At 68.4% G+C, this 27,000-nt stretch carries 21 protein-coding genes and 2 tRNA genes; 15 read left to right on the top strand and 8 right to left on the bottom strand.

The genetic code is table 11. The features are described 5' to 3' along the window. Positions 1-304, top strand: a 304-nt coding sequence (locus BLS42_RS15145; protein WP_143019216.1) for an IS3 family transposase, incomplete at its 5' end; no start/stop codon positions are given. A gap of 154 nt (positions 305-458) precedes the next feature. Here BLS42_RS15145 and BLS42_RS15140 read toward each other — a convergent pair. Further along, positions 459-2,648 carry an FAD/NAD(P)-binding protein gene (locus tag BLS42_RS15140; RefSeq protein ID WP_090582559.1) on the bottom strand — a complete coding sequence of 730 codons (2,190 nt, stop codon included), beginning with the start codon at positions 2,646-2,648 and terminating at the stop codon, positions 459-461. Positions 2,649-2,732: 84 nt separating this feature from the next. On the opposite strand from BLS42_RS15140, the gene BLS42_RS15135 reads away from it, so the two are divergent. From BLS42_RS15135 to BLS42_RS15120, 4 genes are all read left to right on the top strand, one after another. After that, complete coding sequence (locus BLS42_RS15135) at positions 2,733-5,012, top strand: prolyl oligopeptidase family serine peptidase (protein ID WP_090582557.1); 2,280 nt, start codon at positions 2,733-2,735, stop codon at positions 5,010-5,012. Positions 5,013-5,167: 155 nt separating this feature from the next. Continuing rightward, positions 5,168-5,255, top strand: a tRNA-Ser gene (locus tag BLS42_RS15130). A gap of 244 nt (positions 5,256-5,499) precedes the next feature. Beyond that, positions 5,500-7,146: a phytoene desaturase family protein gene (locus BLS42_RS15125; RefSeq protein ID WP_090582555.1), complete on the top strand. Its 1,647-nt coding sequence runs from the start codon at positions 5,500-5,502 to the stop codon at positions 7,144-7,146. A 22-nt stretch (positions 7,147-7,168) separates the two neighbouring features. Beyond that, positions 7,169-8,635 carry an MFS transporter gene (locus BLS42_RS15120; protein ID WP_090582553.1) on the top strand — a complete coding sequence of 489 codons (1,467 nt, stop codon included), beginning with the start codon at positions 7,169-7,171 and terminating at the stop codon, positions 8,633-8,635. Here the strand turns inward: BLS42_RS15120 and BLS42_RS15115 are convergent. Beyond that, positions 8,580-10,805: a RecQ family ATP-dependent DNA helicase gene (locus tag BLS42_RS15115; protein WP_090582550.1), complete on the bottom strand. Its 2,226-nt coding sequence runs from the start codon at positions 10,803-10,805 to the stop codon at positions 8,580-8,582. The two genes, BLS42_RS15120 and BLS42_RS15115, sit on opposite strands and share 56 nt — an antisense overlap. Before the next feature lie 115 nt (positions 10,806-10,920). On the opposite strand from BLS42_RS15115, the gene BLS42_RS15110 reads away from it, so the two are divergent. The 4 genes from BLS42_RS15110 to BLS42_RS15095 all read left to right on the top strand — a co-directional run bounded on the left by BLS42_RS15110 (position 10,921) and on the right by BLS42_RS15095 (position 14,628). Beyond that, on the top strand, positions 10,921-12,339 hold the full coding sequence (locus tag BLS42_RS15110) for a phosphomannomutase/phosphoglucomutase (protein ID WP_090582548.1): 1,419 nt from the start codon (positions 10,921-10,923) through the stop codon (positions 12,337-12,339). A gap of 2 nt (positions 12,340-12,341) precedes the next feature. Further along, positions 12,342-12,827, top strand: coding sequence for a hypothetical protein (locus BLS42_RS15105; protein ID WP_090582546.1), 486 nt, complete (start codon positions 12,342-12,344; stop codon positions 12,825-12,827). 33 nt (positions 12,828-12,860) lie between these two features. Beyond that, positions 12,861-13,391 carry an RrF2 family transcriptional regulator gene (locus tag BLS42_RS15100; protein WP_090582544.1) on the top strand — a complete coding sequence of 177 codons (531 nt, stop codon included), beginning with the start codon at positions 12,861-12,863 and terminating at the stop codon, positions 13,389-13,391. A gap of 76 nt (positions 13,392-13,467) precedes the next feature. Continuing rightward, positions 13,468-14,628, top strand: a complete 1,161-nt coding sequence (locus BLS42_RS15095) for a globin domain-containing protein (protein WP_090582542.1) — start codon at positions 13,468-13,470, stop codon at positions 14,626-14,628. Between the two features lie 101 nt (positions 14,629-14,729). On the opposite strand, the gene BLS42_RS15090 is transcribed toward BLS42_RS15095, so the two are convergent. Further along, positions 14,730-16,133, bottom strand: coding sequence for an FAD-binding oxidoreductase (locus BLS42_RS15090; RefSeq protein WP_090582540.1), 1,404 nt, complete (start codon positions 16,131-16,133; stop codon positions 14,730-14,732). Positions 16,134-16,395: 262 nt separating this feature from the next. Next, on the bottom strand, positions 16,396-18,231 hold the full coding sequence (locus tag BLS42_RS15085) for a phosphoenolpyruvate carboxykinase (GTP) (RefSeq protein WP_090582538.1): 1,836 nt from the start codon (positions 18,229-18,231) through the stop codon (positions 16,396-16,398). A 277-nt stretch (positions 18,232-18,508) separates the two neighbouring features. Between BLS42_RS15085 and BLS42_RS15080 the strand changes: the two genes are divergently transcribed. Continuing rightward, positions 18,509-18,582: transfer RNA gene (locus tag BLS42_RS15080), tRNA-Arg, on the top strand. A gap of 126 nt (positions 18,583-18,708) precedes the next feature. Here BLS42_RS15080 and BLS42_RS15075 read toward each other — a convergent pair. Continuing rightward, on the bottom strand, positions 18,709-19,437 hold the full coding sequence (locus tag BLS42_RS15075) for a FadR/GntR family transcriptional regulator (protein WP_090582589.1): 729 nt from the start codon (positions 19,435-19,437) through the stop codon (positions 18,709-18,711). 166 nt (positions 19,438-19,603) lie between these two features. Between BLS42_RS15075 and BLS42_RS15070 the strand changes: the two genes are divergently transcribed. The 5 genes from BLS42_RS15070 to BLS42_RS15050 all read left to right on the top strand — a co-directional run bounded on the left by BLS42_RS15070 (position 19,604) and on the right by BLS42_RS15050 (position 25,335). Beyond that, positions 19,604-21,103 carry a dihydrolipoyl dehydrogenase family protein gene (locus BLS42_RS15070; RefSeq protein ID WP_090582536.1) on the top strand — a complete coding sequence of 500 codons (1,500 nt, stop codon included), beginning with the start codon at positions 19,604-19,606 and terminating at the stop codon, positions 21,101-21,103. A gap of 140 nt (positions 21,104-21,243) precedes the next feature. Next, positions 21,244-21,945 carry an ABC transporter ATP-binding protein gene (locus tag BLS42_RS15065; RefSeq protein WP_143019215.1) on the top strand — a complete coding sequence of 234 codons (702 nt, stop codon included), beginning with the start codon at positions 21,244-21,246 and terminating at the stop codon, positions 21,943-21,945. Then, complete coding sequence (locus BLS42_RS15060; RefSeq protein WP_090582534.1) at positions 21,942-24,017, top strand: YhgE/Pip family protein; 2,076 nt, start codon at positions 21,942-21,944, stop codon at positions 24,015-24,017. Before BLS42_RS15065 ends, BLS42_RS15060 begins: the two co-directional genes overlap by 4 nt. Then, complete coding sequence (locus BLS42_RS15055) at positions 24,014-24,676, top strand: TetR/AcrR family transcriptional regulator (RefSeq protein WP_090582532.1); 663 nt, start codon at positions 24,014-24,016, stop codon at positions 24,674-24,676. Before BLS42_RS15060 ends, BLS42_RS15055 begins: the two co-directional genes overlap by 4 nt. Positions 24,677-24,693: 17 nt before the next feature. Next, the gene (locus BLS42_RS15050; RefSeq protein ID WP_090582530.1) at positions 24,694-25,335 is read left to right on the top strand and encodes a hypothetical protein; all 642 of its coding nucleotides are present in this window, start codon (positions 24,694-24,696) and stop codon (positions 25,333-25,335) included. 24 nt (positions 25,336-25,359) lie between these two features. Here BLS42_RS15050 and BLS42_RS15045 read toward each other — a convergent pair whose 3' ends face one another. From BLS42_RS15045 to BLS42_RS15035, 3 genes are all read right to left on the bottom strand, one after another. Further along, complete coding sequence (locus tag BLS42_RS15045; protein ID WP_090582528.1) at positions 25,360-25,911, bottom strand: hypothetical protein; 552 nt, start codon at positions 25,909-25,911, stop codon at positions 25,360-25,362. Positions 25,912-26,039: 128 nt separating this feature from the next. Continuing rightward, complete coding sequence (locus BLS42_RS15040; RefSeq protein WP_090582526.1) at positions 26,040-26,567, bottom strand: SixA phosphatase family protein; 528 nt, start codon at positions 26,565-26,567, stop codon at positions 26,040-26,042. A gap of 54 nt (positions 26,568-26,621) precedes the next feature. After that, on the bottom strand, positions 26,622-26,825 hold the full coding sequence (locus BLS42_RS15035; RefSeq protein ID WP_090582524.1) for a dodecin family protein: 204 nt from the start codon (positions 26,823-26,825) through the stop codon (positions 26,622-26,624). Between the last annotated feature and the right edge of the window lie 175 nt (positions 26,826-27,000).

The following is a 27,000-nucleotide window of genomic DNA, read 5'->3' as shown; positions in this document are numbered from 1 at the left end:
GCAGCCGCTGGTGCATTCGGATCAGGGCTTCCAGTACCGGCACGTCTCCTGGCGCGTTCTTCTGGAGGGCGCCGGCGCGGTTCAATCGATGTCCCGCAGGGGCAACTGCTACGACAACGCGGTGATGGAGAACTTCTTCGGTCACCTCAAGGAAGAGCTCTTCCACCATGTCCGGTTCCTCAGCACCGACGCACTGGCAGCGGCACTGCACGAATACATCCGCTGGTACAACACCGAAAGAATCTCGACAAAGCTCAAGGGCCTGAGCCCGGTGCAATACCGGGCCCAGGCCCTCGCGGCCTAGGATCTTATTTGGCCAGTCCAACTTTCGGGGACCAGTTCAGTCCCAAGGGAGGGCATGTCCATTTTTCGGAGGCGGGCGAGCCACGGCACACGCCCATTCCTGAGAGCGGGAGAGGGCGGGCTAGTGGGCTAGTGCGGGAGCGGGAGCGGGAGGGCTAGTGGGCCAGGATGTCGCGGGCGATCTCGTCGGCGTCGCGCAGGGTGCGTTGGCCGCTGCGGTAAACGGGGCCGGACTTCGGCCGGGCCTCGGCCGCGATGGCCGTGCCCCATTGCGTGGCGGAGAGCTGGAGCCCCAGCACGTAGAGCCCCGGCGTCACGGACCCGTTGGCACCCAGCGGCCGATACGGATGCGGGACGACGTCGAGCCCGGAGGTCTCCACGGGGGTTCCCTCCACGGTCATCATGAGGCGCGGCCGCACCAGCCCCTCGGCGAGCAGCTGTTCCAGCAGAGGCGAGGAATTGACGGCCACCCGGTTGGCCGGTGCCAGCGCCTCGATCATCGCCGTCGCGGACACCGCGCCCGCCACGGCGTTCTCCGTCTGCGCCCTCACCGTTCCCGCGCTCCGCAAACCGGCGCCGCCGTCACCGCCAACGCCAACAGAGCCAACCGAGCCAACCGAGCCAACCGAGCCAACCGAGCCCACGCCAACACGGTCCAGGCCGGCGCCATACATTCCGGCACCCTTTGACTGTTCACCCGCGGTTTCATCGGTTCCGCCGCCCACCCAGGGCGACGCCGCAGTGAACGTCCGGGCCCGGCGATCCACGCCGAACTTGGGGTCCGGGCCCACGAAGCGTACAACTCCCGCCCGCGCCAGCGCCGCGAGCTGCGCAGCGCGCAACGCCGGCGGCCCGCTCGCCAGGCCTTCCACGAAGGATTCGAACCAGCCCCGGAGACCCGCGACCCAGGATTCGTCCGTGATGCCGCTGTCGGCCACAGCGGTCTTCACTACCGCCCGGCCGTGGTGCAGCGCGCCGATCGCCATCTTCACGGGGTCGTCCTCGCCAAGTGCCGAGCGCCGGGCGTCGTCGAGCAGGTAGTCGACGACGGCGGCGTCCAGTTCAGCCCGCGAGTCAAACGAGCGCCCGGCCAGGGGCGCCGCGAGGCCCAGCAGGTCCAGACGGTGGGCTGCCCGGACATGGACGGAGATCACCGATTCCGTGGCGTTCTGCCACTTCGCGGTCGAATGCGCGTGCGGCCGCAGGGACTCGTCCAGGGCGCGCAGGAACTCGGATGGACCGGTCAGGATGGCATCGGGCTGCGAGCGCGCGAGCGTCGAGTAGTAGGCCCAGATCGCATCCCGGTGCAGGAGCGGCCAGATGTCGAAGTCGAATGAGGGCCGGATTCCGGAGTCGGCGAACTTCGCGATCGCGTGCTCGGTGCAGTACCGCAACTGGACCGCGCCCGGGTAGTAGCCGGTGAGCGTCGCCTTCGCCCGGTAGGGGGTGCCGCGGCGTGAGGCGGCGATGATGAGCGGTTCGCGGCCGGAGGGCAGATACGTCAGTTCACCGTGGCTCTCCTCGGCAACGAACCGGCCGCCGCGCCCTTCCGTCAGCTGTCCCATCACGTCAAAGAAGTTCAGGCCCATGCCGCGCACCAGGACAGGTTTTCCGGCCGGCACCACGGACCAGTCGACGTCGGCGGGCGCCGCCGGCGGCAAGTATAGGAGTCCGAGTTCTTCCGCCGCGGAGAGCAGCTCCCGCTGTTCGGCGTTCAACCGCGCGTCGAGATGGCCCACGGCCAGCACCACGGAGTCGACGGTCAGTACCGTGCCGTCGTCGAGCGCGACGTCGAACCGCGCCGATTGTTGCTTCTGTTCGGCAAATTCCACCTCCGCGGCCGCCGGATCGGCCGGCTCCGCGGCGGCGTGGCGGACGGACGTCGCCGTCGCCGGGTGGAAGTCCACGCTGACGCCGGCCGGCAGCACAGTGAGCAGTTCCTCGAGGGTGGACCGCAGGTAACGGCCGTACAGGGCCCGGCTGGGGAAGTCCGTCTCACCGAGCCCGGACACCTCGGCGCGTTCCTCGTCAGTCAGTGTTGGGTGCGGGCGCCCTTGCTGGAGTTCGCGCCACTGGTCGAACGTGTGCCCGGCCAGGGGCGGAGCGAGCTCCCGGTCCTCGGGGACAACGGTGGGATAAAAGGACTGTGTGTTCATCAGGTACAGCCGCGACTGTCCCGGCTGCCAGACGTGCCCCGGGCCCGCCGGGTAAGGGTCGATCACGTCGATGTGCAGGGTTCCCGCGGAGCCGGCGGCGGCCCAGTTGGCGAGGAGCCGTTCCAATACGCTCGTGCCCCGGGGACCGGCGCCTATCACTGCCGTCCGGATGCTTCGCGATATGCCCACGGCATCCAGCGTATCGGCAACCCGGCCGCCGGCTTGACCTCCGCGTGACTTGCCACTGCCGCACCGATGTTCTTGGATGGAAAAATGACCACCACAGAAGCTGACCACCCGTCCGCGTCCGGCCAAGCCACCGGCGCCCTCCCGGCTGCAGGGACTTCCCCCGGACCCGTCGACGAGAACATCTGGCTGGAGGACATCTACGGCCAGGAGCAGTTGGCGTGGGTCCGTGAACAGAACGCCCGCACCGAGGAGCTCCTCGAAGATGCCGAGTACACCGCCCTGGAAGGCAGGATCCTGGAGGTCCTCGACTCCACCGACCGGATCCCCATGGTAGGCAAGCACGGCGAGTGGTACTACAACTTTTGGAAGGACCGGGACAACCCCAAGGGCCTGTGGCGGCGAACCAGCTGGGACAGCTACCGGGCCGGGACTCCCGAGTGGGATGTCCTGCTGGATGTCGACGCCCTCGCCGCCGCCGAAGGCCAGGACTGGGTCTTCCACGGCGCCAACTTCCTCCGCCCGGCCCCGGGTGAACCCCACCGGCGGGCCCTGCTGGCCTTCTCGCCCGACGGCGGGGACGCGAACCGCCACCGGGAGTTCGACGTCGAGGCCCGCGGCTTCGTGGACCCGGCCGACGGCGGCTTCGACCTCCCGACCGGCAAGGGCAACGCCTCCTGGCTGGACGAGGACACCCTGCTCGTCGCCACCACCGCCCAGGACCTGCCGCGGACCACCTCGTCCTATGCCCGGACCGGCGTGAAGCTGCGCCGGGGCGCCTCCCTGGCGCAGGCCGAGCAGCTGTTCGACATTCCCGAGGACCACATGATGGCGATCGTGGCCCACGACTCCACTCCGGGCTTCGAACGCACGTTTGCCGTGGACTGGATCAGTTTCTTCGAGAAGAACACCTCGGTGCTGCGCGATGGTCAGTGGGTGCAGATCGACGTGCCGGCCGACGTGAACCTGAGCTCGCACCGCGAATGGCTGCTGTTCCGCCCGCAGCGTGACTGGACCGTCAACGGCACCACCCACCCGGCGGGTTCCCTGCTCGCGGCCGGGTTCGAGGACTTCCTCGCCGGCTCCCGGGACCTCGCCGTGCTCTTCACGCCCGATCCGCACACCTCCCTGCAGTCCTGGAGCTGGACGCGGGACTTCCTGCTGCTGAACCTGCTCCGGGACGTGTCCTCGGAAATCCACGTCCTGGATCCGCGGCGCCCGGGTACCGACGCCGCGTGGGAGGCCACCGTGCTGGACGCCTGCCCGCCCCTGCACGACGTCAATGCCTTCGCGGTGGATGACGAAGACGACGCCGAAGGCTCGGACGACGACGGCACCGGCGGCGCCGCCTCGGTGTCCGAGGGCGAGGCGCCGGGCGCAGGAAACGACTTCTGGCTCGTGGCCACCGGCTTCACGACGCCCACGACCCTGACCCGCGGTACACTCACGCGCGACAGTGACTCCGTGTCCAGCACGCACGAGGTGATCCGGACCTCGCCGTCGTTCTTCAACGAGGCCGACTACGAAGTCCAGCAGCACTTCGCGGTCTCCAGCGACGGCACCAAGATTCCGTACTTCCAGGTGGCCGCCACGGACCTGGTGCTGGACGGCCAGAACCCTACCCAGCTGTCCGGCTACGGGGGCTTCGAGATTTCACGGACTCCGGCCTACAGCGGCGCGATCGGCCGGGCCTGGCTGGAGCGGCGCACCGCGGACTCCAGCGGGGCCGAGGGTGAGGCCCCACACCGCCGCGGCGGTGTCTACGTGGTGGCGAACATCCGCGGCGGGGGCGAGTACGGGCCGGCCTGGCACCGCGCCGCGCTGCAGGGCAACCGCCACCGGGCGTACGAGGACTTCGCCGCCGTGGCGAAGGACCTGATCTCCCGCGGCGTCACTTCCCGGGAGCGGCTCGGCTGCGTGGGCGGCTCCAACGGCGGCCTGCTGGTGGGCAACATGCTCACGCAGTACCCGGAGCTGTTCGGCGCCGTGTCCTGCGGGGTCCCGCTCCTGGACATGCGCCGGTACACCAAACTTTCCGCGGGCTATTCCTGGATTGGCGAATACGGCGACCCCGACGTCCCCGAGCAGTGGGAGTTCCTGAAGACGTTCTCCCCGTACCACCTGCTCAAGGACGGCGTGGACTACCCGGAGGCATTCATCTGGACGGCGACCTCGGATGACCGGGTGGGACCGGTCCAGGCCCGGAAGATGGCGGCCCGCATGCAGGCCATGGGCATCCCCAATGTCTGGTTCCACGAAGCCCTCGAGGGCGGCCACGCGGGGGCCTCGGACAACCGGCAGGCCGCGGCCCTGCAGAGCCGCAGCCAGCACTTCCTGTGGCGGGCCCTGGCCGGCCAGGAGGCCTGATCCCGCAGTCCCGACAGCGACAAGCAACACGGGGTCACTCCGCGCCCATCCGGCGGCCGTCATGGGCCTGAAGTGACCCCGCGATGTCCCGGGCGGGCCGTTTTGCACTGCGTGGCACCTTCTGCGTATCCTTGGTTGGCTAGTTAATAGCAATTGGAGACGTGCCAGAGCGGCCGAATGGGCTTCACTGCTAATGAAGTGTGGGGCACAACTCCACCGGGGGTTCAAATCCCCCCGTCTCCGCGTTTGGCCCCGGTCCTTGAACCGGGGCCTTTTGCGTTCCCGGGGCACACTGGCCGCGGGTCCGGGCCTCGCCCGCGCCGGGCCTGCTCCCGGCAGATCAGGGCGGATCGGCGTCGTTCATCCGCCCTGATCTGCATCCGCGGCGCCGGAACAACGCTGCGACGGGACCGGCAGCAAACCCGGCGCCCGTCCGGTGGCCGGACGCCTCACGCCCGCAGGCGGATCCGGATGGCAGGATAGGCCCATGTCGAGCAACAAGGAATTTGACGCCATCATCGTCGGCGGCGGCCACAACGGCCTGGCCGCGGCCGCGTACCTGGCCCAGGCCGGGCGCGAGGTCCTGGTCCTGGAAAAGCTGGAGCACCCCGGCGGGGCCGCGGTGTCCGCGCACGCGTTCGACGGCGTCGACGCCCGCCTTTCGCGCTACTCGTACCTCGTCAGCCTCCTGCCCCAGCAGATCATCGACGACCTCGGCCTGCGCATCACGCTGGCGCGGCGGCGCTATTCCTCCTACACCCCGGACCCCTCGGACGGCGGCCGGGCCCTGCTGGTGGACAACGGCGACGAGGCCGCCACAGCGGCGTCCTTCGCCGCCGTCGGCGCGCCCGACGGCGAGTTCCATGCCTTCACCGCGTTCTACGCCGCCTGCCGACAGCTCACGGAAGCCCTCTGGCCCACCATGACCACACCGCTGCTGCGACGGTCCGAAGCGCGATCCCTCGCCGCCCGGGCCGGCGCCGCCGAGGCGTGGGAGGCCATGATCGACCACCCCATCGGACACACCATCAGCAGGGAACTGGGCAGCGACCTGGTCCGCGGCGTGGTCCTGACGGATGCGCTAATCGGGACCTTCGCCCGGGCCGACGACGAGGACCTGCAGCAAAACATCTGTTTCCTGTACCACCTGATCGGCGGCGGGACGGGCGACTGGGACGTGCCGGTCGGCGGCATGGGCGCGGTATCCGGCGAGCTGGAGCGGGCCGCCCGCGACGCCGGCGCGACCATCCTGACCTCCGCGGACGTCACGGCCGTCCGGCCCGGCGGCGTCGTGGACTACCGCCACGGCGGCCAAGACCATTCGTCTTCCGCCCGGTGGGTGCTGTCCAATGTAGCGCCGGCCGTCCTCGACCGACTGCGCAGCCGGCTGCGCGACGGGCCTGCCACCGGCGCTGCCGCCACTCCAGCAGGCGCCGCCGGCAACCCGAACCATCGCCGCGAGGGCGCGCAGGTCAAGGTCAACCTTCTGCTGAAGCGGCTCCCCCGGCTGCTGGACGGATCCGTCAGCCCGGAGGCCGCGTTCGGCGGGACGTTCCACATCAACGAGACGTGGTCCCAGCTCGACGACGCCTACAACACCGCCGCTGCCGGGTCCGTGCCCTCGCCGCTGCCGTGCGAAATCTACTGCCATTCGCTGACCGACCCCAGCATCCTGTCCCCGGAACTGCAGGCCGCCGGCGCCCAGACGCTGACCGTCTTTGGTCTGCATGTCCCGGACCGGCTGGTCACGGCCGAGAACAACGAGGACCGCCGCGCCGAGCTGCAGGCGGCCGTCCTGGCCTCCCTGAACTCCGTCCTGGCCGAGCCCATTGAGGACTTGCTCCTGACGGATCAGGACGGGCGGGCCTGCATCGAAACCAAGACCACTTTGGACATTGAACGTGCCGTCGGCATGCCCCGGGGCAACATCTTCCACGGCGGCCTCGACTGGCCGTTCGTGGAGGACGGCGAACCGCTGGACACCCCGGCGCGCCGCTGGGGCGTGGCGACAGACGATCCGCAGATCCTGCTCTGCGGCTCCGGTGCCCGCCGCGGCGGCGCCGTCAGTGCCATCGGCGGGCACAACGCTGCCATGGCCGTGTTGGAGTCGGAACCGCCCTTCCGCAACGGGTGAACCGGGACTCGGAGACACGCGCATGAAAGCCTCGTCGCGCGCCGTCCCTGCCGAGGGCAGCTGGAGCCCGCGGCTGGCCCTCCTCGTGGCCGCGACGTTCTTCATGGAATTCCTCGACGGGACCGTCCTGACCACGGCCATACCCAGTATCGCCGCCGATTTCGGCGTGCCGGCCGCCGACGTCAACATCACCATGACGGCCTACCTGATGACGGTGGCGATGGGCATCCCGCTCAGCAGCTGGCTCGCGGAGCGGCTCGGTGCCCGCCGGGTGTTCTGTCTCGCCATCGCAATCTTCACGGCGGCGTCGCTGCTCTGCGCGCTCAGCCAGGATCTCACCATGCTGACCCTGAGCCGCGTCCTGCAGGGTGCCGGCGGCGCCATGATGGTCCCTGTGGGCACGCTGGTGGTGCTCCGCGGAACGCCGAAGAAGGAGCTGCTGCGGGCCACCGCCTTCCTGGTGTGGCCCGGGCTGCTGGCCCCGGTCCTCGCCCCGCTCGTGGGCGGAGCGCTGACCACCTACCTGTCCTGGCACTGGATCTTCCTGGTCAACCTCCCACTGGGCGTGGCAGCGTTCGTGGCCGCGCTGCGCCTGGTCCCCACCGTCAGCGGCGACAGCACGCGGCGCCTCGACTGGCTCGGCCTGGCCCTGACCACGCTCGGGGTGGGCTCCCTGCTGGTCGGTCTGGAACTGACCGGCGGCCCTGACTCCGGACTGCTGGCGGCCGCCGGGATCGTAGTTGGCCTGCTGTTTCTGACCGCCGCCGCGGCCTGGATGCGACGGGCCAGCACGCCGCTGTTCAATCTGTCCGTCTTCGGCGCACGGACGTTCCGTGCGACGGCGACGGGAGGCTTTGTGTACCGTCTGACCATCAGCGCCGTGCCGTTCCTGCTGCCGCTGATGTTCCAGATCGGTTTCGGCTGGGATCCGCTGCGCGCCGGGGCGATGGTGTCCGCGGTGTTCGTGGGGAACATCGGGATCAAGCCCGCTACGACGCCCCTGATTCGGCGCTTCGGGTTCAAACCCGTTCTGGTGTTCGCGTCGTTGGCCTCGGCCGCCACTTTTGCGCTGTGCGCGCTGATCGACGCCGGCACGCCGGAACCGCTGATTATCGCCGTGCTGGTGGCCAGCGGAGCGTTCCGCTCGATCGGGTTCTCGGCCTACGCATCCGTCCAGTATGCCGACGTCGCCCCGGCCCAACTGCCGTCCGCCAACGCCGTCTCCGCCACACTCGTGCAGCTCTCCACCGCGGCAGGGATCGCTGTCGGGGCACTCCTGCTGCGGGTCTTCGAGGCAAGCAGCCACGCAGGATCCACGGGGGTCTCCGGCGATCCCGCGGCGCCGTACCGGGCAGCGTTCGTGGCCATCGCGGTCCTGATGCTCCTGAGCACGCTGGACAGCCTGGCCCTCCCCCGCCACGCCGGCGCGGAGGTCAGCCGGCCTGGCCCAGCACCAGCGGCAGAACGGCGCCGGCGCCGGCGAGCCTGAGGGCCCGCCCGGAGATGGTCAGGGTCCAGCGGCTGTCCACGAGGTCATCCACCAGCATGACGCTCTGGCCCCGGATTCCAGCCAGGGCTTCCTCCAGCTCCGGCCCCACCACCAGGCGGTCCCAGACTCCGGCGAGCCGGTAGGCGCTGTTCCCGCCGCGGCCGCCGGTGGGTCCGCCGTGGTTGAGCTGCAGCTGGCCGAGATACGGGATGCGGCCGATCTCGGAGATTCCGCGGGCCAGGGAGTCCACCAACAGCGGCTTCCCGCGGGAGGGCAGGCTGATGATCGCGGCGGGCCGGCCGGCCCCGCTCCAGCCCGGGGTCCGGGCATCTGCCGAGCCCCATTCCCGGAGCACCTGGACACAGGCCTGCAGCATGCCGGGGTCCACGGGCCGGTCGGGTGCACCGGCGGCGAAGGCCTCGCGCAGGGCCCCGCCCCAGCCAAGGTCCGTCAGGCGCGCCAGCACCCGGCCGTCCGCCAGGGCTTCATCCGGCTTGATCTTGCCCTTGACCGGCACACCCAGCCGGTCCATACCGCTGGGCCACTGCAGCCGCGGTTCAAGGACGACGCCGGCCCGGCGAAGGGTCTGCCCAGCGGTCTCCGTGGCGTCCTCGGCGATGTCGGCCCGGAACCAGCGGCCCGCGCAGTTGTCGCAGCGGCCGCAGGCGCGGGCTGTTTCGTCGTCCAGTACCGAGGTGATGTATTCCATCCGGCAGCCGGCGGTGTCCTGGTAGATGACCATCGAGTCTTGCTCATCTACCCGGGCCTCGGCGATCCGGCTGTACCGCTTGGCGTCGTAGTTCCACGGCTGTCCCGTGGAGCGCCAGCCGCCGCCGACGCGTTCGACGGCGCCGTCCACGGCCAGGACCTTCAACAGCAGCTCCAGCGGGGTGCGGCGCAGGTCCACCCGGGCCTCGAGCGCCACTGTGGACACTGCCGTTCCGGCCTCGGCGAGGGCCGTCAGGACGGCGGCAGCCTTTTCCTCGGACGGCATGGATGCGGTGGCAAAGTACTGCCAGATGTCGCGGTCCTCCGAACCGGGCAGCAGCAGGACGTCGGCGTTCGCCGCGCCACGCCCGGCGCGACCCACCTGCTGGTAATACGCCACGGGCGACGACGGCGCGCCAAGGTGCACCACGAAGCCGAGGTCCGGCTTGTCGAAGCCCATGCCGAGCGCGGATGTGGCGACGAGCGCCTTGACCTGGTTGTCCTTGAGGAGCTGCTCAGCGCGTTCGCGGTCCGCGGGGTCCGTGCGGCCGGTGTACGCGAGCACCTCGTGCCCCGCTTCGGCCAGGAGGCGGGCAGTGTCCTCGGCCGCGGACACCGTGAGCGTGTAGATGATGCCGCTGCCCTGCAGGTCCTGCAGGTGGGTCAGCAGCCAGCCCAGCCGTTCGCGGGAATCGGGCAGGGTCAGGACGCCCAGCCGGAGCGAATCCCGGCCCAGGGCGCCCCGGATGGTGAGCACGTCCTTGCCGAGCTGCTCCTCGATGTCATGCACCACCCGGGAATTGGCTGTGGCGGTGGTGGCAAGCACGGGCACGGTGTCCGGGAGTTGCGTGATGAGGTCCGCGATGCGCCGGTAGTCGGGGCGGAAGTCGTGGCCCCAGTCCGAGATGCAGTGGGCCTCATCAATCACCAGCAGCCCGGTCCGGCGCACGAGCTCGGGCAGCTGGTTTTCCCGGAAGGAGGGGTTGGTGAGGCGTTCCGGCGAAACCAGCAGGACGTCCACTTCATCGGCGGCGAGCTGCTCGCGGACGGTGTCCCACTCCAGCTGGTTCGCCGAGTTGATGGCGACCGCCCGGACCCCGGCCCGCGCCGCGGCGGCGACCTGGTCGCGCATGAGCGCCAGGAGCGGGGACACGATCAGGGTGGGACCGGCGCCGCGGCGGCGCAGCAGCAGCGAGGCGACGAAATACACGGCCGATTTCCCCCAGCCGGTGCGCTGGACCACCAGGGCCCGCCTGCCGCCGTCGACCAGGGCCTCAATGGCCTCGAACTGGCCGTCATGAAACTCCGCCGCAGGGTGGCCCACGAGCTCCCGCAGCACAGTCTGGGCCTGTTCCCGGGTCGGGGACGCGGTTCCGGGCAGATCACTGTCAGAAAGGGCTGCGCCGGAAAGTGTGGTGTCGGCTAGGGCGGTGCTGGAAAGGGCGTTCTGGTTACTGGCCATTGCTTCAGTATCCCAGCCCCCTCCGACAGCCATGAAGCCAGGGACCCGCTATGTGCACAATCCCAGCGTGTGGACACAGCTCGGGGCGTCAGGGCCGCAACGTAAGATAAGACGCGTGACTACGGACAAGACAAAGACTTTTGACCTCTCGACCTCGTTCAAGGCCTATGACGTGCGCGGAATCGTGGGGCAATCCATCACCGCGGAGATCGTCAAAGCCGTCGGGGCTGCCTTCGTCGACGTCCTGGAGCTCGCGGGGCAGACCGTGCTGGTGGGCGGGGACATGCGCCCCTCCTCCCCCGAGTTCGCCAAGGCCTTCGCCAACGGTGCGGCCACGCGCGGGGCCAACGTCCAGCTGCTGGACCTGATCTCCACCGACGAGCTCTACTACGCGTGCGGCGCCCTCAACGCTGCCGGCGCCACGTTCACCGCGAGCCACAACCCGGCCGAATACAACGGCATCAAGATGGCCAAGGCCGGCGCCGTGCCGATCTCCTCCGAAACCGGACTCATGGAAATCCAGGCCCGCGCCGAGGAATACCTCAACGCCGGCACCATCCCCGCGGCCGGCAGCATTGGCCTGATTGGCGTGCAGGACGTCCTCAAGGGCTACTCGGAGTACCTGCGCGGCCTGGTGGACCTGCGCGGTTCACGGCCGCTGAAGGTTGTAGTGGATGCCGGCAACGGCATGGCCGGCCTCACCACCCCGGCGGTGCTTGGCGATGCCCTGCTGCCCATGCTCCCCTTGGAGATCGTGCCGCTGTACTTCGAGCTCGACGGATCATTCCCGAACCACCCGGCCAACCCGCTGGAGCCGGAAAACCTGCGCGACCTGCAGGCCGCCGTCCTCGAGCATGGCGCGGACATCGGTCTGGCCTTCGACGGCGATGCCGACCGCTGCTTCGTGATCGACGAAAAGGGCGAGCCCGTCTCGCCGTCGGCCATCACCGGCATGGTGGCCCGCCGCGAAATCGCCCGCGCCCAGGGCCTCGGCGAAGACACGCCCACCGTCATCCACAACCTGCTGACCTCCCGCGCGGTTCCGGAACTCGTGGAACGGCTCGGCGGCCGGCCCGTCCGCACCCGCGTGGGGCACTCCTTCATCAAGGCCGTCATGGCCGCGGAAGGAGCCATCTTCGGCGGGGAGCACTCGGCCCACTTCTACTTCCGCGACTTCTGGAATGCGGACACCGGCATGCTGGCGGCCATGCACGTCCTTGCCGCCCTGGGCGAACAGGACGGCCCGCTCTCCGAGCTCGGCCGCGAATACGAGCCGTACCAGTCATCGGGTGAGATCAACTCGGAAATCGAGGACAAGACCGCCGCCGTCGAACGGGTCCGCAAGGATTTCCACGACGACGACGTCGAGGTCGACTACCTCGACGGCAGCACCTTTATCGCCGCGGACGGCAGCTACTGGTTCAACCTGCGCCCGTCCAACACCGAGCCGTTCCTGCGCCTCAACGTCGAAGCCGCGGACACCGCCACCATGGAACGCGTCCGCGACCGCGTCCTGGCGCTGGTCCGGGGCTAGCCGTGGCCGCCCACCCCGAAGAATCCCCGAACACCGGTTCCTGGCGCGAGTCCGTGCCGGACGCCAGCGCCACGGACCTGGAGAACCTGCTCGGCACCGGCGTCGGCGCCGCGCAGGAGCAGCTGGAGCGCAACGGCGGCTTCCTGCCCTTCGCCCTGGTGGTGCAGAACGACGGCGAGGTCCGGCTGGTTGCCGTGACCCCGGCGGACGCGAGCGACGGATCGGACGCCGACTTCGACGCGGACGCCATGATCCGGGACCTCCACGAGCTGCTCCGGCAGCACCGGGAGGAATTCCGGGCCGCCGCCGTGGTTTGCGACATCACGCTGCTCGAGGAAGATTCGGATGCCATTCACGTCGCCGCGGAGCACCAGGACGGTTCCCTGTTCGCGGCGGTCCTGCCGTACGCCCCGAACTCCGGGACGCACGAGCTCGAGTTCGGCCAGCTCGCCGCAGATACCAACGAACCTGCCGTCTGGGTGGACTAGACCGGCCGCAAGCTGGGGATATTAGGCTGGGATATGAAGATCAATGCCTTCGCTGATGTGAGCCTGCGAGCCGTGATGGTGCTCGCGGCCGCTCCCGACGGCGCACTCCTGACCACCCAGAGCATCGCCGACGCCGTCCAGACGCCCTACAACCATGTCAGCAAGGCGATGGCGAAACTGCGCGAACTGGGCGTGATCGACGTCGAACGCGGTCGCAACGGCGGGTCCCGGCTCAGCAGCGCCGGCCGGACCGCGACGGTTGGCCAGCTGCTGCGGCAGCTCGACACCCGCCAGGACCCGGCCGACTGCGTCGCCGCGGGCGGGACCTGCCCGCTCATCACCGAATGCCAACTCCGGTCCGCGCTTGCCCGGGCCCGCGAGGCCTTCTACCGCGAACTCGACGGGATCATCATCGCCTCGCTGCCGACGTATCGGCAGATGACACCCGTCTTTGCGGCGATCGGGCTGCGCCCCGGGCTCCCGGCCCCGAACTCCGCCGAATCCAACCGAACCCACCAGGCCGATTTGCCTCACATTTCTACAACGTGTAGAAATGTGTTGTAAATACTCGTATTTTACATGACAGTATTTGCATCGCGGTCCGGTTGAAGACCCCCGGGCCTCTATCTCAGGAGTCAACATGCTCTCGGACAAATCCTTCCCCGTCATCGAGGCCACCCTGCCGTTGGTCGGTTCCCGGATCGGGGAGATCACCCCCAAGTTCTATGCGCGCCTCTTCGCCGCCCACCCCGAATTGCTGGACGGGCTCTTCAGCCGCTCCAACCAGCGCTCGGGCAACCAGCAGCAGGCCCTGGCCGGAAGCATCGCCGCTTTCGCGAGCCACCTGGTCACCAACCCGGGCACCCTGCCGGAGACCGTACTGTCCCGCATCGCCCACCGCCACGCCTCCCTCGGCATCACCGAGCCGCAGTACCAGGTGGTCTATGAACACCTCTTCGCCGCCATCGCCGATGACCTGGCCCTTGTCATCACCCCGGAAATCGCCGAAGCCTGGACCGAGGTCTACTGGCTCATGGCGGACGCCCTGATCAAGCTCGAGAAGGGCCTCTACGCCGCCCAGGCCAACGGCGAGATGTGGACCCCCTGGAAGGTTGCCGCCAAGACCCCCGCCGGCACCGGGTCCATGACCTTCACCCTGGAACCGGCCGACGACACCCCCATCACCGCAGCCCTCCCGGGCCAGTACGTCAGCGTCAAGGTCACGCTGCCGGACGGGCTCCGCCAGGTCCGCCAGTACTCCCTCTCCGGCGACGCCGGGACGAGCCGCAGCTTCACCACCAAGCTCGACGACGGCGGCGAGGTCTCCCCCGTCCTGCACAACAACGTGAGCGTTGGCGACGTCATCGAAATCTCCAACCCCTACGGCGAGATCACGCTCAAGGAGGGCGACGGCCCGGTGGTCCTGGCCTCCGCCGGCATCGGCTGCACCCCCACGGCATCCATCCTGCGCTCCCTGGCCGAGTCCGGCTCGGACCGCCAGGTCCTGGTCCTGCACGCCGAAAGCACCCTGGACAACTGGGCGCTGCGCTCCCAGATGACGGACGACGTCGAACGCCTCGACGGCGCCGACCTGCAACTCTGGCTCGAAGAACCGCAGGCCGGCTCGAACGCGGGTTTCATGTCCCTGCGCGAAGTGGACCTGCCCGCGAACGCCTCCCTGTACCTGTGCGGTCCGCTGCCGTTCATGAAGAACATCCGCAACGAGGCCATCAACGCCGGCATCCCGGCCACGAAGATCCACTACGAGGTCTTCGGCCCGGACATCTGGCTCGCCAGCTAAGTCCCCACCGCCGGCAAGGACAGCGGGCCCGCATCCTGCGAAAGGATGCGGGCCCGCTGTCGTGTAAGTGGCGCGGTTCCCGGACGGAACCTCGCTGAACATCATCCCGCGGCAGGCACCCCGGTGATCGCGTGGCCGAAGCGCAGGAGATTGCCCGGGTCGTAAGTGGACTTCGCGGACCGCATCCGCTCGTAAACCGCGGGAGACCACGCCCTGGCCCGGTCGGCCTCGTCGCCCGGCTCGCCATGGAAATTGACCAGCGTGTATCCGGTTGAGTGGGGCGCCATCGCGGCAAGCATCTCCCGGATGGAGGCCGCTACCGCCTCCGCGATGGGCGGCACCTTCAAGCCGACGAGGAACAGCAGGAAGGCCGCGTCCCGCCCCGACACCGCATCCGGGAGCGCGCCCGGCCGGGACGGCGCCGCTGCCCGGGACAGTGCCCCACCGAGCGGCCGGATCTCCACCAGCAGCAGCGGACAATCCGAACCGTCCCCGGCGAGCTCGAGCAGGTCCGCAACAGTCTCGTCGCCGAAGTCCTTCAGGAGCGTGCCGCCGTCCGTGAAGGGCAGCGGGTCCGCCGGGTCCATGTGGATCTGGTCGACGTCGAGGTAGCTCATGGGCCCGGCCGTGTCCATCAGTGGTGTCGAGACCGCGCGCATCGGGGCAAGCAGCGCGTCGCCGTCCTCGCGGTTCCCCAGGAAGGCAAAGCGCAGGTGCACGACGAACTGGTTCCGCATCGGCTCGGGTACGAAGTCCATGTCCGGAAGACGCAGCAGGGAGACCGACGGCGACGCATGATCGGGCAGTGTGGGCAGCCAGTGACGGAAGGCAGCCAGGATCGTGGCCGCATCCGCCCCGGGATAGATGATGCCGCCCCCGTAGAACTCGCTGACCGGAAAGAGGCTGAACTCGAGTGCGGTCACGATCCCGAAGTTGCCCTTGCCCCCGCACATCAGTGAAAACAGCTCGGCCTCGGCGTCGGCGTCGATCCGCCGCAGCGCGCCGTCGGCGGTGACGATATCCATGCTGCGGACGTGGTCCGCCGCGAAGCCGTGGGCGCGGCCGAGCACGGGCAGCCCACCGCCTACCGTGTACCCGACGACGCCCACGTCAGTACTCGAGCCGTGCAATCCAACTAATCCGTGCGGCACGCTCGCCTCCAGGACGGTGCGCCACTTCACTCCGGCGCCCACGCGTGCGGTGCGTTCAACCGGGTCGATGTGCAGATCCTGCAGGCGCCGCGTGTTGATGAGCAGGCCGCCATCGATCGCTGACTCGGCACCGTGCCCGGTGGACTGGACGGACACGGGCAGCCGGTGTTCCGCCGCCCATTTCACCGCGGCCGCGACGTCCTGGGCATCTACGGCACCAAGAACGACGTCGGGCCGGTGCACCGTTGCGACGTTGAAGGCGAAAGTCTCCTCCGCGAATTCGGGGCTGTCCGGCAACACGACCGGACCGCTGACCGCCCTGGACAATGCATGGATGTCGTCGTTGACAAACATGTTGAACTCCTGAAGTCTCGCTGGCCGCGAGCAGGTCGGGGGCACGGCAACATCCGCCCGGAGTGCCTCCCAGCGTCCTCTCCAGTCGGCGGCCGGCCCGGCTGATGGAATGCGGACAAGCCTAGGGGCCCGCTCGGATGCGGCCTAGGGACCTAAGTCCCGGCGGGGCCCGCCGGAACGGGAAACGGCGGCCCCGCACCTTTGAAAGGTGCGGGACCGCCGTCGTTGCCGCTGAGTGCCGACTGCTACTGCTGAACTGTTTCTACTGCTGAACGGCCATGCGGGTCTTCAGGCCGTCCAACTCGGCCTGCAGCGCATCGGGCAGCGAGCTGCCGAAGTTGGCGAACCAATCCTCGATGGAGGCCAGCTCGGTGGCCCACTCGGCCGGATCAACCCGGACAGCTTCTTCAACCTGGGCCGGGGTCATGTCCAGGCCGGTGAGGTCGATCGCGTCAGCGGTGGGGACGAAACCGATGGGGGTCTCCACGGCGTCGGCCTTGCCCTCGAGGCGTTCGATGGCCCACTTCAGGACACGGGCGTTGTCCCCGAATCCGGGCCACGCGAAGCCGCCCTCGGAATTGCGGCGGAACCAGTTGACCAGGAAGATCTTGGGCAGGCGCTCCGGGTTGGCCTTGGCGGACAGGTTGACCCAGTGGTTCAGGTAATCGCCTGCGTCGTAACCGATGAAGGGCAGCATCGCCATCGGATCCCGGCGGACAACGCCGACAGCACCGGCAGCCGCGGCAGTGGTCTCGGAGGACAGCGTGGAGCCCATGAAGATGCCGTTGGACCAGCTGCGTGCCTCGGTGACCAGCGGGATGGTGGTCTTGCGGCGGCCGCCGAACAGGATCGCGGAAAGCTCCACGCCGTCCGGGTTGTAGTACTCCTCGGCCAGCATGTCGATCTGGTCGATCGGCGTGCAGAAGCGGGAGTTCGGGTGGGCAGCGGGCTTGTCCGAATCGGAGGTCCAGGAGTTACCCTGCCAGTCGGTCAGGTGCGCGGGCACTTCCTCGGTCATGCCCTCCCACCACACGCCGCCGTCGTCCGTGAGGGCGACGTTGGTGAAGATGCTGTGGCCCTTGGCGATGGCGCGCATCGCGTTGGGGTTGGTGCCCCAGCCTGTGCCCGGAGCCACGCCGAACAGGCCGGCCTCAGGGTTGACGGCGCGGAGTTCGCCTTCCTTGCCGAACCGCATCCAGGTGATGTCGTCACCGAGCGTTTCGACCTTCCAGCCCTCGATCGTCGGATCGAGCAGGGCGAGGTTCGTCTTGCCGCAGGCCGACGGGAAGGCGGCGGAAACGTAGTAGTTCTTCTTCTCCGGCGAGGTCAGCTTGAGGATGAGCATGTGCTCGGCAAGCCAGCCTTCGTCGCGTGCCATCACCGAGGCGATGCGCAGGGCGTAGCACTTCTTGCCGAGCAGGGCGTTGCCGCCGTAGCCGGAGCCGAAGGACCAGATGGAGCGCTCCTCCGGGAAGTGGACAATCCACTTGTCCGGGTTGCAGGGCCACGGGACATCAGTCTGGCCGGGGGCCAGTGGGGCACCCAGGGAGTGCAGTGCGGGGACGAAGAACGCGTTGGTGGCGGTGATCTTGTCCAGGACCTTGGTGCCGATAGTGGCCATGATGCGCATGGAGGCCACAACGTAGGCACTGTCGGTGATTTCGACGCCGAACTTGGGGTCCTCGGCGTCCAGGTGGCCCATCACGAAGGGGATCACGTACATGGTGCGGCCACGCATGGAGCCGGCGAACAGGCCGCGCAGCTTTTCCTTCATCTGCGCCGGGGCCATCCAGTTGTTGGTGAAACCTGCATCGCGCTCATTCTTGGAGCAGATGAAGGTCTGCTCTTCAACGCGAGCCACGTCGGCCGGGTCGGAGAACGCCGCGAAGGACTTGGGGAAGAGGTCCTCGTTCAGCCGGGTCAGGGTGCCTGCGGCAACGAGCTCGTCAGTGAGCCGCGTGTTTTCCGCTTCCGACCCGTCAACCCAGTAGATCCGGTCCGGCTGAGTCAGTTCAGCCACCTCTTCTACCCATGCCAGCAGACCGGCATGTGTGGTGGGTGCTTTTTCAAGCAACGGCAGTCGCGCCAGATCTCCCATTACGGTTCCCTTCTTCGGGTTCAGTGGTGTGATCTAAATGCTAGGGCTCGGCGCAGGGCCCATTTCGGGCCCGGACGTGGGATGACCTGCGCGGCACAAATCAGAAACCGCGGAAATTCAAGGAACTGGCGCACCGCCATGCGCCCTATTTGTGACTAAGGTCACGTAGACCGGTCTAGTCAGCCAGATTACACCCTCTTCGATTTGTAACTGGGCGCGGCCTCGCGTAAAGTAATTCGAGGTTCGGGGAGCGAGAAGTTCTCCAAGAGCCGAGAATGCGCCCATAGCTCAGCTGGATAGAGCGTCTGTCTACGGAACAGAAGGTCAGGGGTTCGAATCCCTTTGGGCGCACAGAAGAAGAAGATCCGCTCCGGTTCGCCGGGGCGGATCTTCTGTTTTAAGCGCCTTCTGTTTTAAGCGCGCGGGCAGCCGCAGGGGCCAACAGCCAGGGGCCAGCAACAGCCCAAGGGGCAGGGATCAGTCCGTGGTCTGGGCGATGATGTCGCGGATCGCGTCGAAATGGGTGCCGAGCCGTTCAGCTGCCAGGGCTTTGTCCGCGGTGGCGACAGCTTCATAGATTTCCCGGTGCTGCGCAGCCGTCGCCGGGAGGTCGACGGCGTACGGACCGCCGAGTTCGAGGTGGATCCGGCGATAGACCTTCCAGAAGACGTCCATCAGACTGATCAATAGATCGTTGTTCAGCGGCTCGAAAAGCCTGCGGTGGAACTCCGCGTCGGCCTCAACGAACGACTCCCCGGCAGCAGCCAACGCTTCCATCCGCTGCACGGATTCCTCCACGGCGGCCAGCTGCTCCGCGGTGATCCGGTCCATGGCAGCGCCGACGAGGCCGGATTCGAGTGCTTGCCTGACCTCCACGAGCTGCAGCGCTTCCTCACCTTGATGGCGCAGCGACAGCCGGGCCCGGAAGGTGAGCCCGTCGGTCAGGGCTTCGAAATTGCTCGGCGCCACGAACATACCGAAGCCGTGGCGGATCTCAATGACGCCCAGCGCCTGGAGCGCCTTCAGGGACTCCCGCAGGGTGTTGCGGCCAACGCCGAGGGCTGCAGTGAGCTCGCTCTCCGTCGGCAACGGGTCCCCGGGAACAAGGTCGCGCTCCAGGATCAGCTCCAGGATGTCCGACTGAAGTGCCCGGAGCCGGGCCTGAGCACTGAACCTCGCCAGCGGTATGGCCGGGCCCGTTGTCATGTTGCGTGCGGCCATGGCCGCCTCCTCCCCCAAAGTATGGTCCCAACAGTAGCGACCGTCCCCCCTCCTGCAAAGAGTTCCGACCGGCACATTACGGCGGAACGCAACACCGCCGGCGCCGGGAGCGCCCCCGGATCCCGCCAGGGCCCCGGCGTAGGCTGGTGCCATGACGGCACAGCTTCTGCGGGAATTCGATGTCATTGTGATCGGCGCGGGCGCCGTGGGCGAGAACGTGGCTGACCGGGTGGTCCGCGGCGGCCTGACTGCGGTGCTCATCGAGGCGGAGCTAGTAGGCGGCGAGTGCTCGTACTGGGCCTGCATGCCGTCGAAGGCGCTCCTACGTCCAGGCACGGCACTGCACGGGGCGCAGACCGTGCCCGGAGCCCAGGAAGCCGTCACCCGCACCCTGGATCCGGCAGCCGTCCTGAAGCGCCGGGACTACTTCACCTCGAACTGGCAGGACGACAGCCAGGTCAAGTGGGTGGAGGACACCGGGATCGAACTGATCCGCGGGCACGGCTGGATCACCGCTCCGCGGCAGGTCGAGGTGGCAGGACTGGACGGCAACAGCTACGTGCTGACGGCCCGGCACGCCGTGGTGGTCGCCACGGGGTCCGCCCCCAACCAGCCGCCGGTCGAGGGGCTTCATGACGTCGAGTACTGGACCACCAGGGAGGCGACCTCCGCCCGTGCGGTCCCTGCGCGGCTTGCGGTGCTCGGCGGCGGAGTTGCCGGCGTCGAACTCGCCCAGGCTTATGCCCGCCTTGGCGCGTCCGTGACTCTCGTGGCCCGCGGCGGCCTCTTGGGCATTTTCCCGGAACAGGCCGCCGACCTTGTCGCGGCCGGCCTGCGCGCTGACGGTGTCGACCTCCGCCTGCATACCGGGACGCGCAGTGTGCACGAGAACGACGACGGCTCCCTCACCGTCGTGCTCGACGGCGGCCCCCAGACCGGCCCGGCTGACGGACCGGCCCACGGCGAAACGGTGACGGCGGACAAGCTGCTCGTCGCCACTGGCCGGCACCCCGCTCTCGAGGGGCTCGGACTGGACAGCGTCGGGCTCGCGGCACCCGAGGGCGGGACCCTGCGGCTCACCACCGATTCCACCGGCCTAGTCCACCAGGCCACTGACAACGAGGTGTCCGGCAACCCGTGGCTCTACGCAATCGGCGACGCCGCCGGACGGGCCCTGCTGACCCACCAGGGCAAGTACGGTGCCCGGGCCACCGGAGACGCCATTGCCGCCCGGGCCAAGGGCGAACTCACCGGCGAGCCGGCACCGTGGAGCCGCTTTGCCCAGACGGCATATGAGCATGCCGTGCCGAATGTGGTGTTCACGGACCCGGAGCTGGCGAATGTCGGCCGGACCATTGCGCAGGCGGAGAATGACGGCTTCCGGGCCTCCACCGTGGAGCTTCCCATCCAAGTGGCCGGCTCCTCGCTGCACGCCGAACACTACGAGGGGTGGGCGCAGCTGGTTATCGACGAGGACCGCAAGGTGCTGTTGGGCGCCACGTTCGCCGGCCCGGATGTGGCTGAACTCCTGCACGCCGCCACGATTGCGGTGGTGGGGGAAGTGCCGCTGGACCGCCTGTGGCACGCGGTGCCCTCCTATCCGACAATCAGCGAGGTCTGGCTCCGCCTGCTGGAGGAGTACGGCCTCTGAACCAGCCGAAGACGCACGGCACGGGAGCCCAGGCCTCCCCTGCCGGCACGTCGCGTTCATCACAACGCCCGCATTCTATTTGAACTGACTGGTCAGTTTAGTTAGCCTTGAGTGGACATCGTTTCTGCGAAAGGCCCGCCTTGCTCTGCGTACAACAGCTCTCCGTGACCGGCCGGCGGGATGACCTGCTGCCGCCCACCTCGCTGGAGGCCGCACGCGGGGACCTCCTGCTGGTCGAAGGTGTCCGCCAGGACCAGCGGACTGCCCTTGCCCTGGCCTTGAGCGGACGCATGAAGCCCTCCGCGGGGACGGTGAACTGGGACGGACATGCCCGGATCAAGGTGCTCCGGCAGGCGAGCTGCGTGGTCGACTCCCCCGGCGTCAACGAGCCCGAACAGCACCTGAGCGTCCACGACCTCGTCGCCGAGGATCTGGCCCTGATTCCGCGCCGCCACCGCGGCGCCGCGCGCAGCACGGCCTGGCTAAGGCTCAACAATTTCGAAGATATCGCCGGGCTTTGGACCGAGCAGCTGCCGGCGGGCCGGCGGACCGAGCTGCTCACGGCGCTCGCCCTCGCCAATCCGAACACCGATCTCCTCGTGGTGGACTCCCCCGACCGGCACAGCGGCGATGCTGCCGACTGGCTGCCGCGGCTGCAGGAACTGGCGCACGACGCCGGGCGGCCGCTCGCCGTCGTCGCTACCGTCACCCGTCTTCCGGACGGCTGGGCCGGGCCCGCCGCCGTGATCGGCAATGCCGTCCCGCAAGCCGAACCCGAAACCTTCTTGCCCGAATCCCTCCCCTCTGGAACCCTCCTCCTCGAAACCGAGGACGCAAAGTGACTGTGCTGCGGCTGGCCCGCTCCGAGCTCAAACGAATGACCGGCGGGCTGCTTCCCAAGCTGACCATCCTGGCCCTGGCCCTCGTTCCGCTGCTCTACGGCGCCGTGTACCTCTACGCCAACTGGGATCCTTACGGCAAGCTGAACCAGGTCGATGCGGCCCTGGTGGTCCAGGACTCCGGTGCTGCGTCCGCCGACGGCACGCGGCTGGAGGCCGGCCGGAAGGTGGCCGAGAGCCTGGTGGACGGCCACGTCTTCAACTGGAAGACGGTCGCCAGCACCGAGGAGGCGGACCAGGGCGTCAGCAACGGCACCTACGCATTCGCCCTGAAAATTCCAAAGGACTTTTCCGCGAACCTGGTCTCCCCCGGCAGCTTTGACGCCGCCAACCAGGCCATGCTCAATGTCACCACCAACGATGCCAACAACTATCTCCTGAGCACCATCGTGGACAAACTGACCACCGCGGTGCACACAACGGTCGCCAAGGAGGTGGGCGAGGAGACCGCCAACCAGCTCCTCACCGGATTCGGCACCATCCATACGCAGATGCTCAAGGCCTCCGATGGCGCAGGCCAGCTCGCCGACGGCGTCTCCCGGCTCCACGACGGCACCGTGACCCTGCACCAGGGCACCGGCGAGCTCAAATCCGGCGCCACCGAGCTTTACAACGGCGAGGTCAAGCTCGGGGACGGCGCCACGTCGCTCAGCGCCGGAGCCGGGCAGCTCAGCGGCGGCCTCACCCAGCTCAAGGACAAGACGGCAGCCCTGCCCGCCAATGCACAGCAGCTGGCTGACGGCGCCGCCCAGGTGGCTGCGGGCAACGCCGCGCTCAACGCCCAGGTGCAGGCCATTCCCGGACAACTCGCGGCCGCGGAACAGGCCGCGCAGCAAGCCGCTGCGCAGGGCCAGCGGAGCCGGGTGGTGGCGTCCACCAGCCGCCTGGTCGCCGCGGGTGTCCTCAGCCAGGAGCAGGCCGACAAGGTTGTGGCCGACGTCGACGCCACCCCCGCGCCGCCCGCGGCCACCGGTTCAGCTTCCGCTTCCTCCGCCGCCAAACTGCAGGCCGCCGCCGCGCAAGTCCAGAAGCTGGCCGACGGTTCCGCCGCCGTCAGCGACGGCGCCTCCCAGCTGGCCGGCGCCGCGCCCGCCCTCAGCGACGCCGTCGCCAAGGCCTCCGCCGGGGCGGACCAGCTCGCCGGCGGTGCTGCGGCCCTCGCCGCCGGCCAGCAGAACGCCGTCGACGGCGCCGGCAGGCTCCTGCAGGGGGCCCAGAAACTCGACGACGGCGCGGCGCAGCTGGAGAGCGGCGCGGCGACGGCCTCCGACGGAGCGGGAACGCTCGCCGCGGAACTCGCCCGGGGCGCGGGGAAGGTCCCCAACCCCGACGACGCCCAGAAGGACAGCCTCTCCAAGGTCATGGCGGATCCGGTCGCCGTCAGCAATGTCTCGCAGGCCAAGGCCGGGTCCTATGGCGCCGGGCTGGCGCCGTTCTTCCTGACGCTGGCCCTGTGGATCGGCATCTTCATGCTGGTGCAGGCCATGCGCCCGGTCACCCTGCGCGCGCTGGCCTCCAATGCACCGGCCTGGAAGATCGCCGTCGGCGGCTGGCTTCCGTTCCTGGCGGTGTCCGCAGTGCAGGCGAGCCTGCTGACCCTGGTGGTGGACGTGGGGCTCGGACTGGACCCCGCCCACCCGGTGCTTATGTGGTTCCTCATGCTGGCGGCCGCGATGGCGTTCAGCGCAATCATCCAGGGTGTGGTGGCGCTGCTGGGCTCGCCCGGCAAGCTCGTAGTCCTCATCCTTCTGGTGCTGCAACTGGTGTCCTCCGGCGGTACCTTCCCGTGGCAGACCACGCCCGAGCCGCTGCACGTGGTGCACCAGATCCTGCCGATGGGCTATGTGGTCAGCGGCATGCGACACCTGATCTACGGCGCGGACCTCGCCATCATCCTGCCCACCATGCTGGGACTGGTTGGCTACACTTTGCTGGGACTGGCAATGTCAACCGTTGCCGTCCGGAAGAACAAGTATTGGACCCTCAAGACACTGAAACCGGAGATCGCCGTATGACCACCAGCCAAAGCGGCGGCAGCCCGGCAGGTTCCGGGGACGCGGAGAAGAAGCTCCGGCCCGCCCGCACGAACGCCACGAAGCAGAAACTGTTCGAGGCGTCCATGGAACTGATCGGTGAGCGCGGCGCGGCGGGCGTGACGGTGGACGAGATCGCCACGGCGGCCGGGGTGTCCAAGGGCACGGTGTATTACAACTTTGGCAGCAAGTCGGACCTGATCGCCCAGTTGCTGCGCCACGGGGTGGACATCCTCATGGCACGGCTCCTGAGCGTCCGGGACGACTCCGCCGATCCCCTCGCCGCCATGGAGGAGATGATCGGCCAGGCCATGGACTTCATGGCCGAGTACCCGTCCTTCGCCCGGCTTTGGGTCAGCGAAAACTGGCGCACCCCCAGTGAATGGCAGGACACCTTCGCAGAGCTCCGCGGACGCCTGCTCGCGGTGATTGGCTCTGCCATCGACGGGGTCGCCGCCGTCTATCCCGTGGATCCCGCCGTATCCCGGGGCAGCCTCGAAACGGCAATTTTTGGGGCCTGTTTCGTGGTGGGCCTGGACCGCCAGACGTACAACCCGGAGCGGACCAGGGAGCAAAGTGTGGCCGCAATTATGGCCTCCATGCGCGGCTACGTCATGAAGCAGCCGCCCGCTCAGGCATGATTGTTCACATGCGTCACATGGGTACCAACGGGAAGATCGCCATCGGAGCGTTCCTCACTGCCCTGGCACTTCTGGTCCTCACCGGCATCACCTTGCACGAGTGGGTGCTGGTGTGGTTCATCGGGGCTGCCGCCACGGCCTATGTGGCCTGTGTGGCGGAGGTGGTGGTCCGGCGCCGGCACAAGACCCTGGCAGCGAGCGGGGTCGGCAGCATTCTCTTCATCGCGTTCGGGATCGCATTTCTGCGCCAGTGGGGACTGGCTTTCAACCCCGATCCCGACGCCCTGTCCACGCACGTCGATTCCGAGCATCCGGATTTGTACTTCTATCTGGCCGCGGTAGCCGGAGCCGTCACGTTGCTGTTGCTGTTCGCCGGCACTGTCCTGCCCGGCAAGAGCCGCGGCCGGCGTTCCCCGGGCGGGGCTCCTCGACGCCGCCCGGCCCCCGTCGCGCGAGGCGCGGCGGCCAGGTCCGCAGGCCCGCGGCCGTCCGCACCGCGTCCGACGCCGAGGGAAACCACGGCGCGCCCGGCGGCTCCGCGGGCGGTGGCCCGGGCCGCGGCCAAGTCACCCGCAAAGTCACCGGTTAAAACACCGGTGAAGTCGCCCGCTGCCAAGGCGCCTGCCAAGTCACCCGCCCGGACCTCCGCCCGCCGCTGAGTCCGGCGCACCGGCCCCGGCGGCTCAGAGGTTTCGCGGCTTGTCTTCGCGGGGCTTGTCTTCGTGGGGGGTGGCATCCGGGCCCTGGGCGGTGTCGGCCCGGGTCACGTCATCCCGGCTGCGCTGGTCGCCGGACACTTGCTCGCCGGAGACGGGCTGGCCGGTCGCTGGCTCCCCCGCGGCCCTCTCGGAGCGCAAATCCGCGCGGGTCGGCATTTGCCTGGTTTCGCCCTCACGTTCAGACGTCACGACGTCAGGGTCCACTTCGTCGGCTTTGCGCAGTTGCTCCTGCGCGCCGGAGCGGACGCTTTCGGCCTCTTCCTGGCGGCTGCGGGCTTCCTGACGCAGGCGCTCGGCCTCGAGGTCGGCCTCCTGCGCGTCGGCCTCGGCACGCGCCGCCTTGGCATCACGTTCCCGCGCAGCGAATTCGTCGGCCTTGGCCTGTTCACGCATCTCGGCGGCGCGGTCCCGGTCCGCGGCCACCTTGCGCTTGCGGCTGATCATGACCGCCGCCGCCACGATCGCGAGCACCACGACGATGCCGACGATAAGTCCTATGAGCTGCCCTGAATCCACGTTGGTCCACCTTTTCTCTTAGGTTGCCTAACCTGCCCCAAAAACCACATGAGTAAACAGCATCAGTAAACCTCAGATCGGCGCGCGTTGCTATGGATTCCGCAGCCCTAACCGGGGCGGACCTGCGGCTATTTGGCGCGGGGGACCTTGAAGTGGGTCAGTTTGGCGTCCTGCCCGTCCAGTTCGGACCAGGATTTTTCCGTTTCCAGGACGGTCAGAGCGCTGGTCGGAAAGCGCGTGGCGGCATCCATGTAGGCATCGTGGTCGGAATCGCGGGACGCCAGATGCATGGCGAGGTCCTGCACACCGGGCATGTGCGAAATCACCATGAGCGTGCTCACGGTGTCCGGGACGTGGTTGATCACCGCCAGCATGCGCAGGGCGGACGCGGCGTACAAGCCGTCCTCGAGTTTGGGCGTCGGCGCTTTGTCCCCGAGAGCGTGGCACACCCAGGTACAGGTCTGGCGGGTCCGCAGCGCGCTAGAACACAGGATGAAATCAGGGACCACGCCGTGCTTCAGCAGCCATTTTCCGGCGACGGGGGCATCGTTGTGGCCGCGCTCTTCGAGCGGCCTCTCGTGGTCGGCTACCCCGCCGGGCCAGTCGGACTTGGCGTGCCGCATGATCACCAGCCGTTTGATGTGATGCGCGCTCATGCCCCAATCCTAGTGCGGTGGCTGTCCCCAGGCGCCCACCCCACCAGCGGCCGCTCAGCCTTCCAGGACAAAGGTCACTTCCAGCACGACGTGCCAGGCAACCACGGCGCCGTCGCTGATTTCAACCTTTTGTTCCTTCACCCACGCCCCCGTGACGTTGCGAAGGGTCTTGTTAGCCCGGTCGACGCCCTCTTTGATGGCAGCATCAAACGAGGTCTTGGAGTTCGCGCTCAGGGTAGTAATCCGTGCAACAGACATGTCTTCCTCCCAATAGTCGGCTCAACGGTCACACCCTACGCCGGAGCCAGAAAACGCAACAGAGTCCAAAAGCGACTCACCAACGGCGGAGGCACATACCCAACATCCAGCCGCGGAGGCACATGCTCGTCAGCCGCCCACCCAAAGCACCCGCCACACGGTGGGGAACGTAACC

The organism is Arthrobacter sp. ov407, from assembly GCF_900102895.1.
In the GTDB taxonomy this organism is placed as follows: Bacteria; Actinomycetota; Actinomycetes; order Actinomycetales; family Micrococcaceae; genus Arthrobacter.
This window is presented reverse-complemented; position numbering and strand designations above follow the sequence as displayed.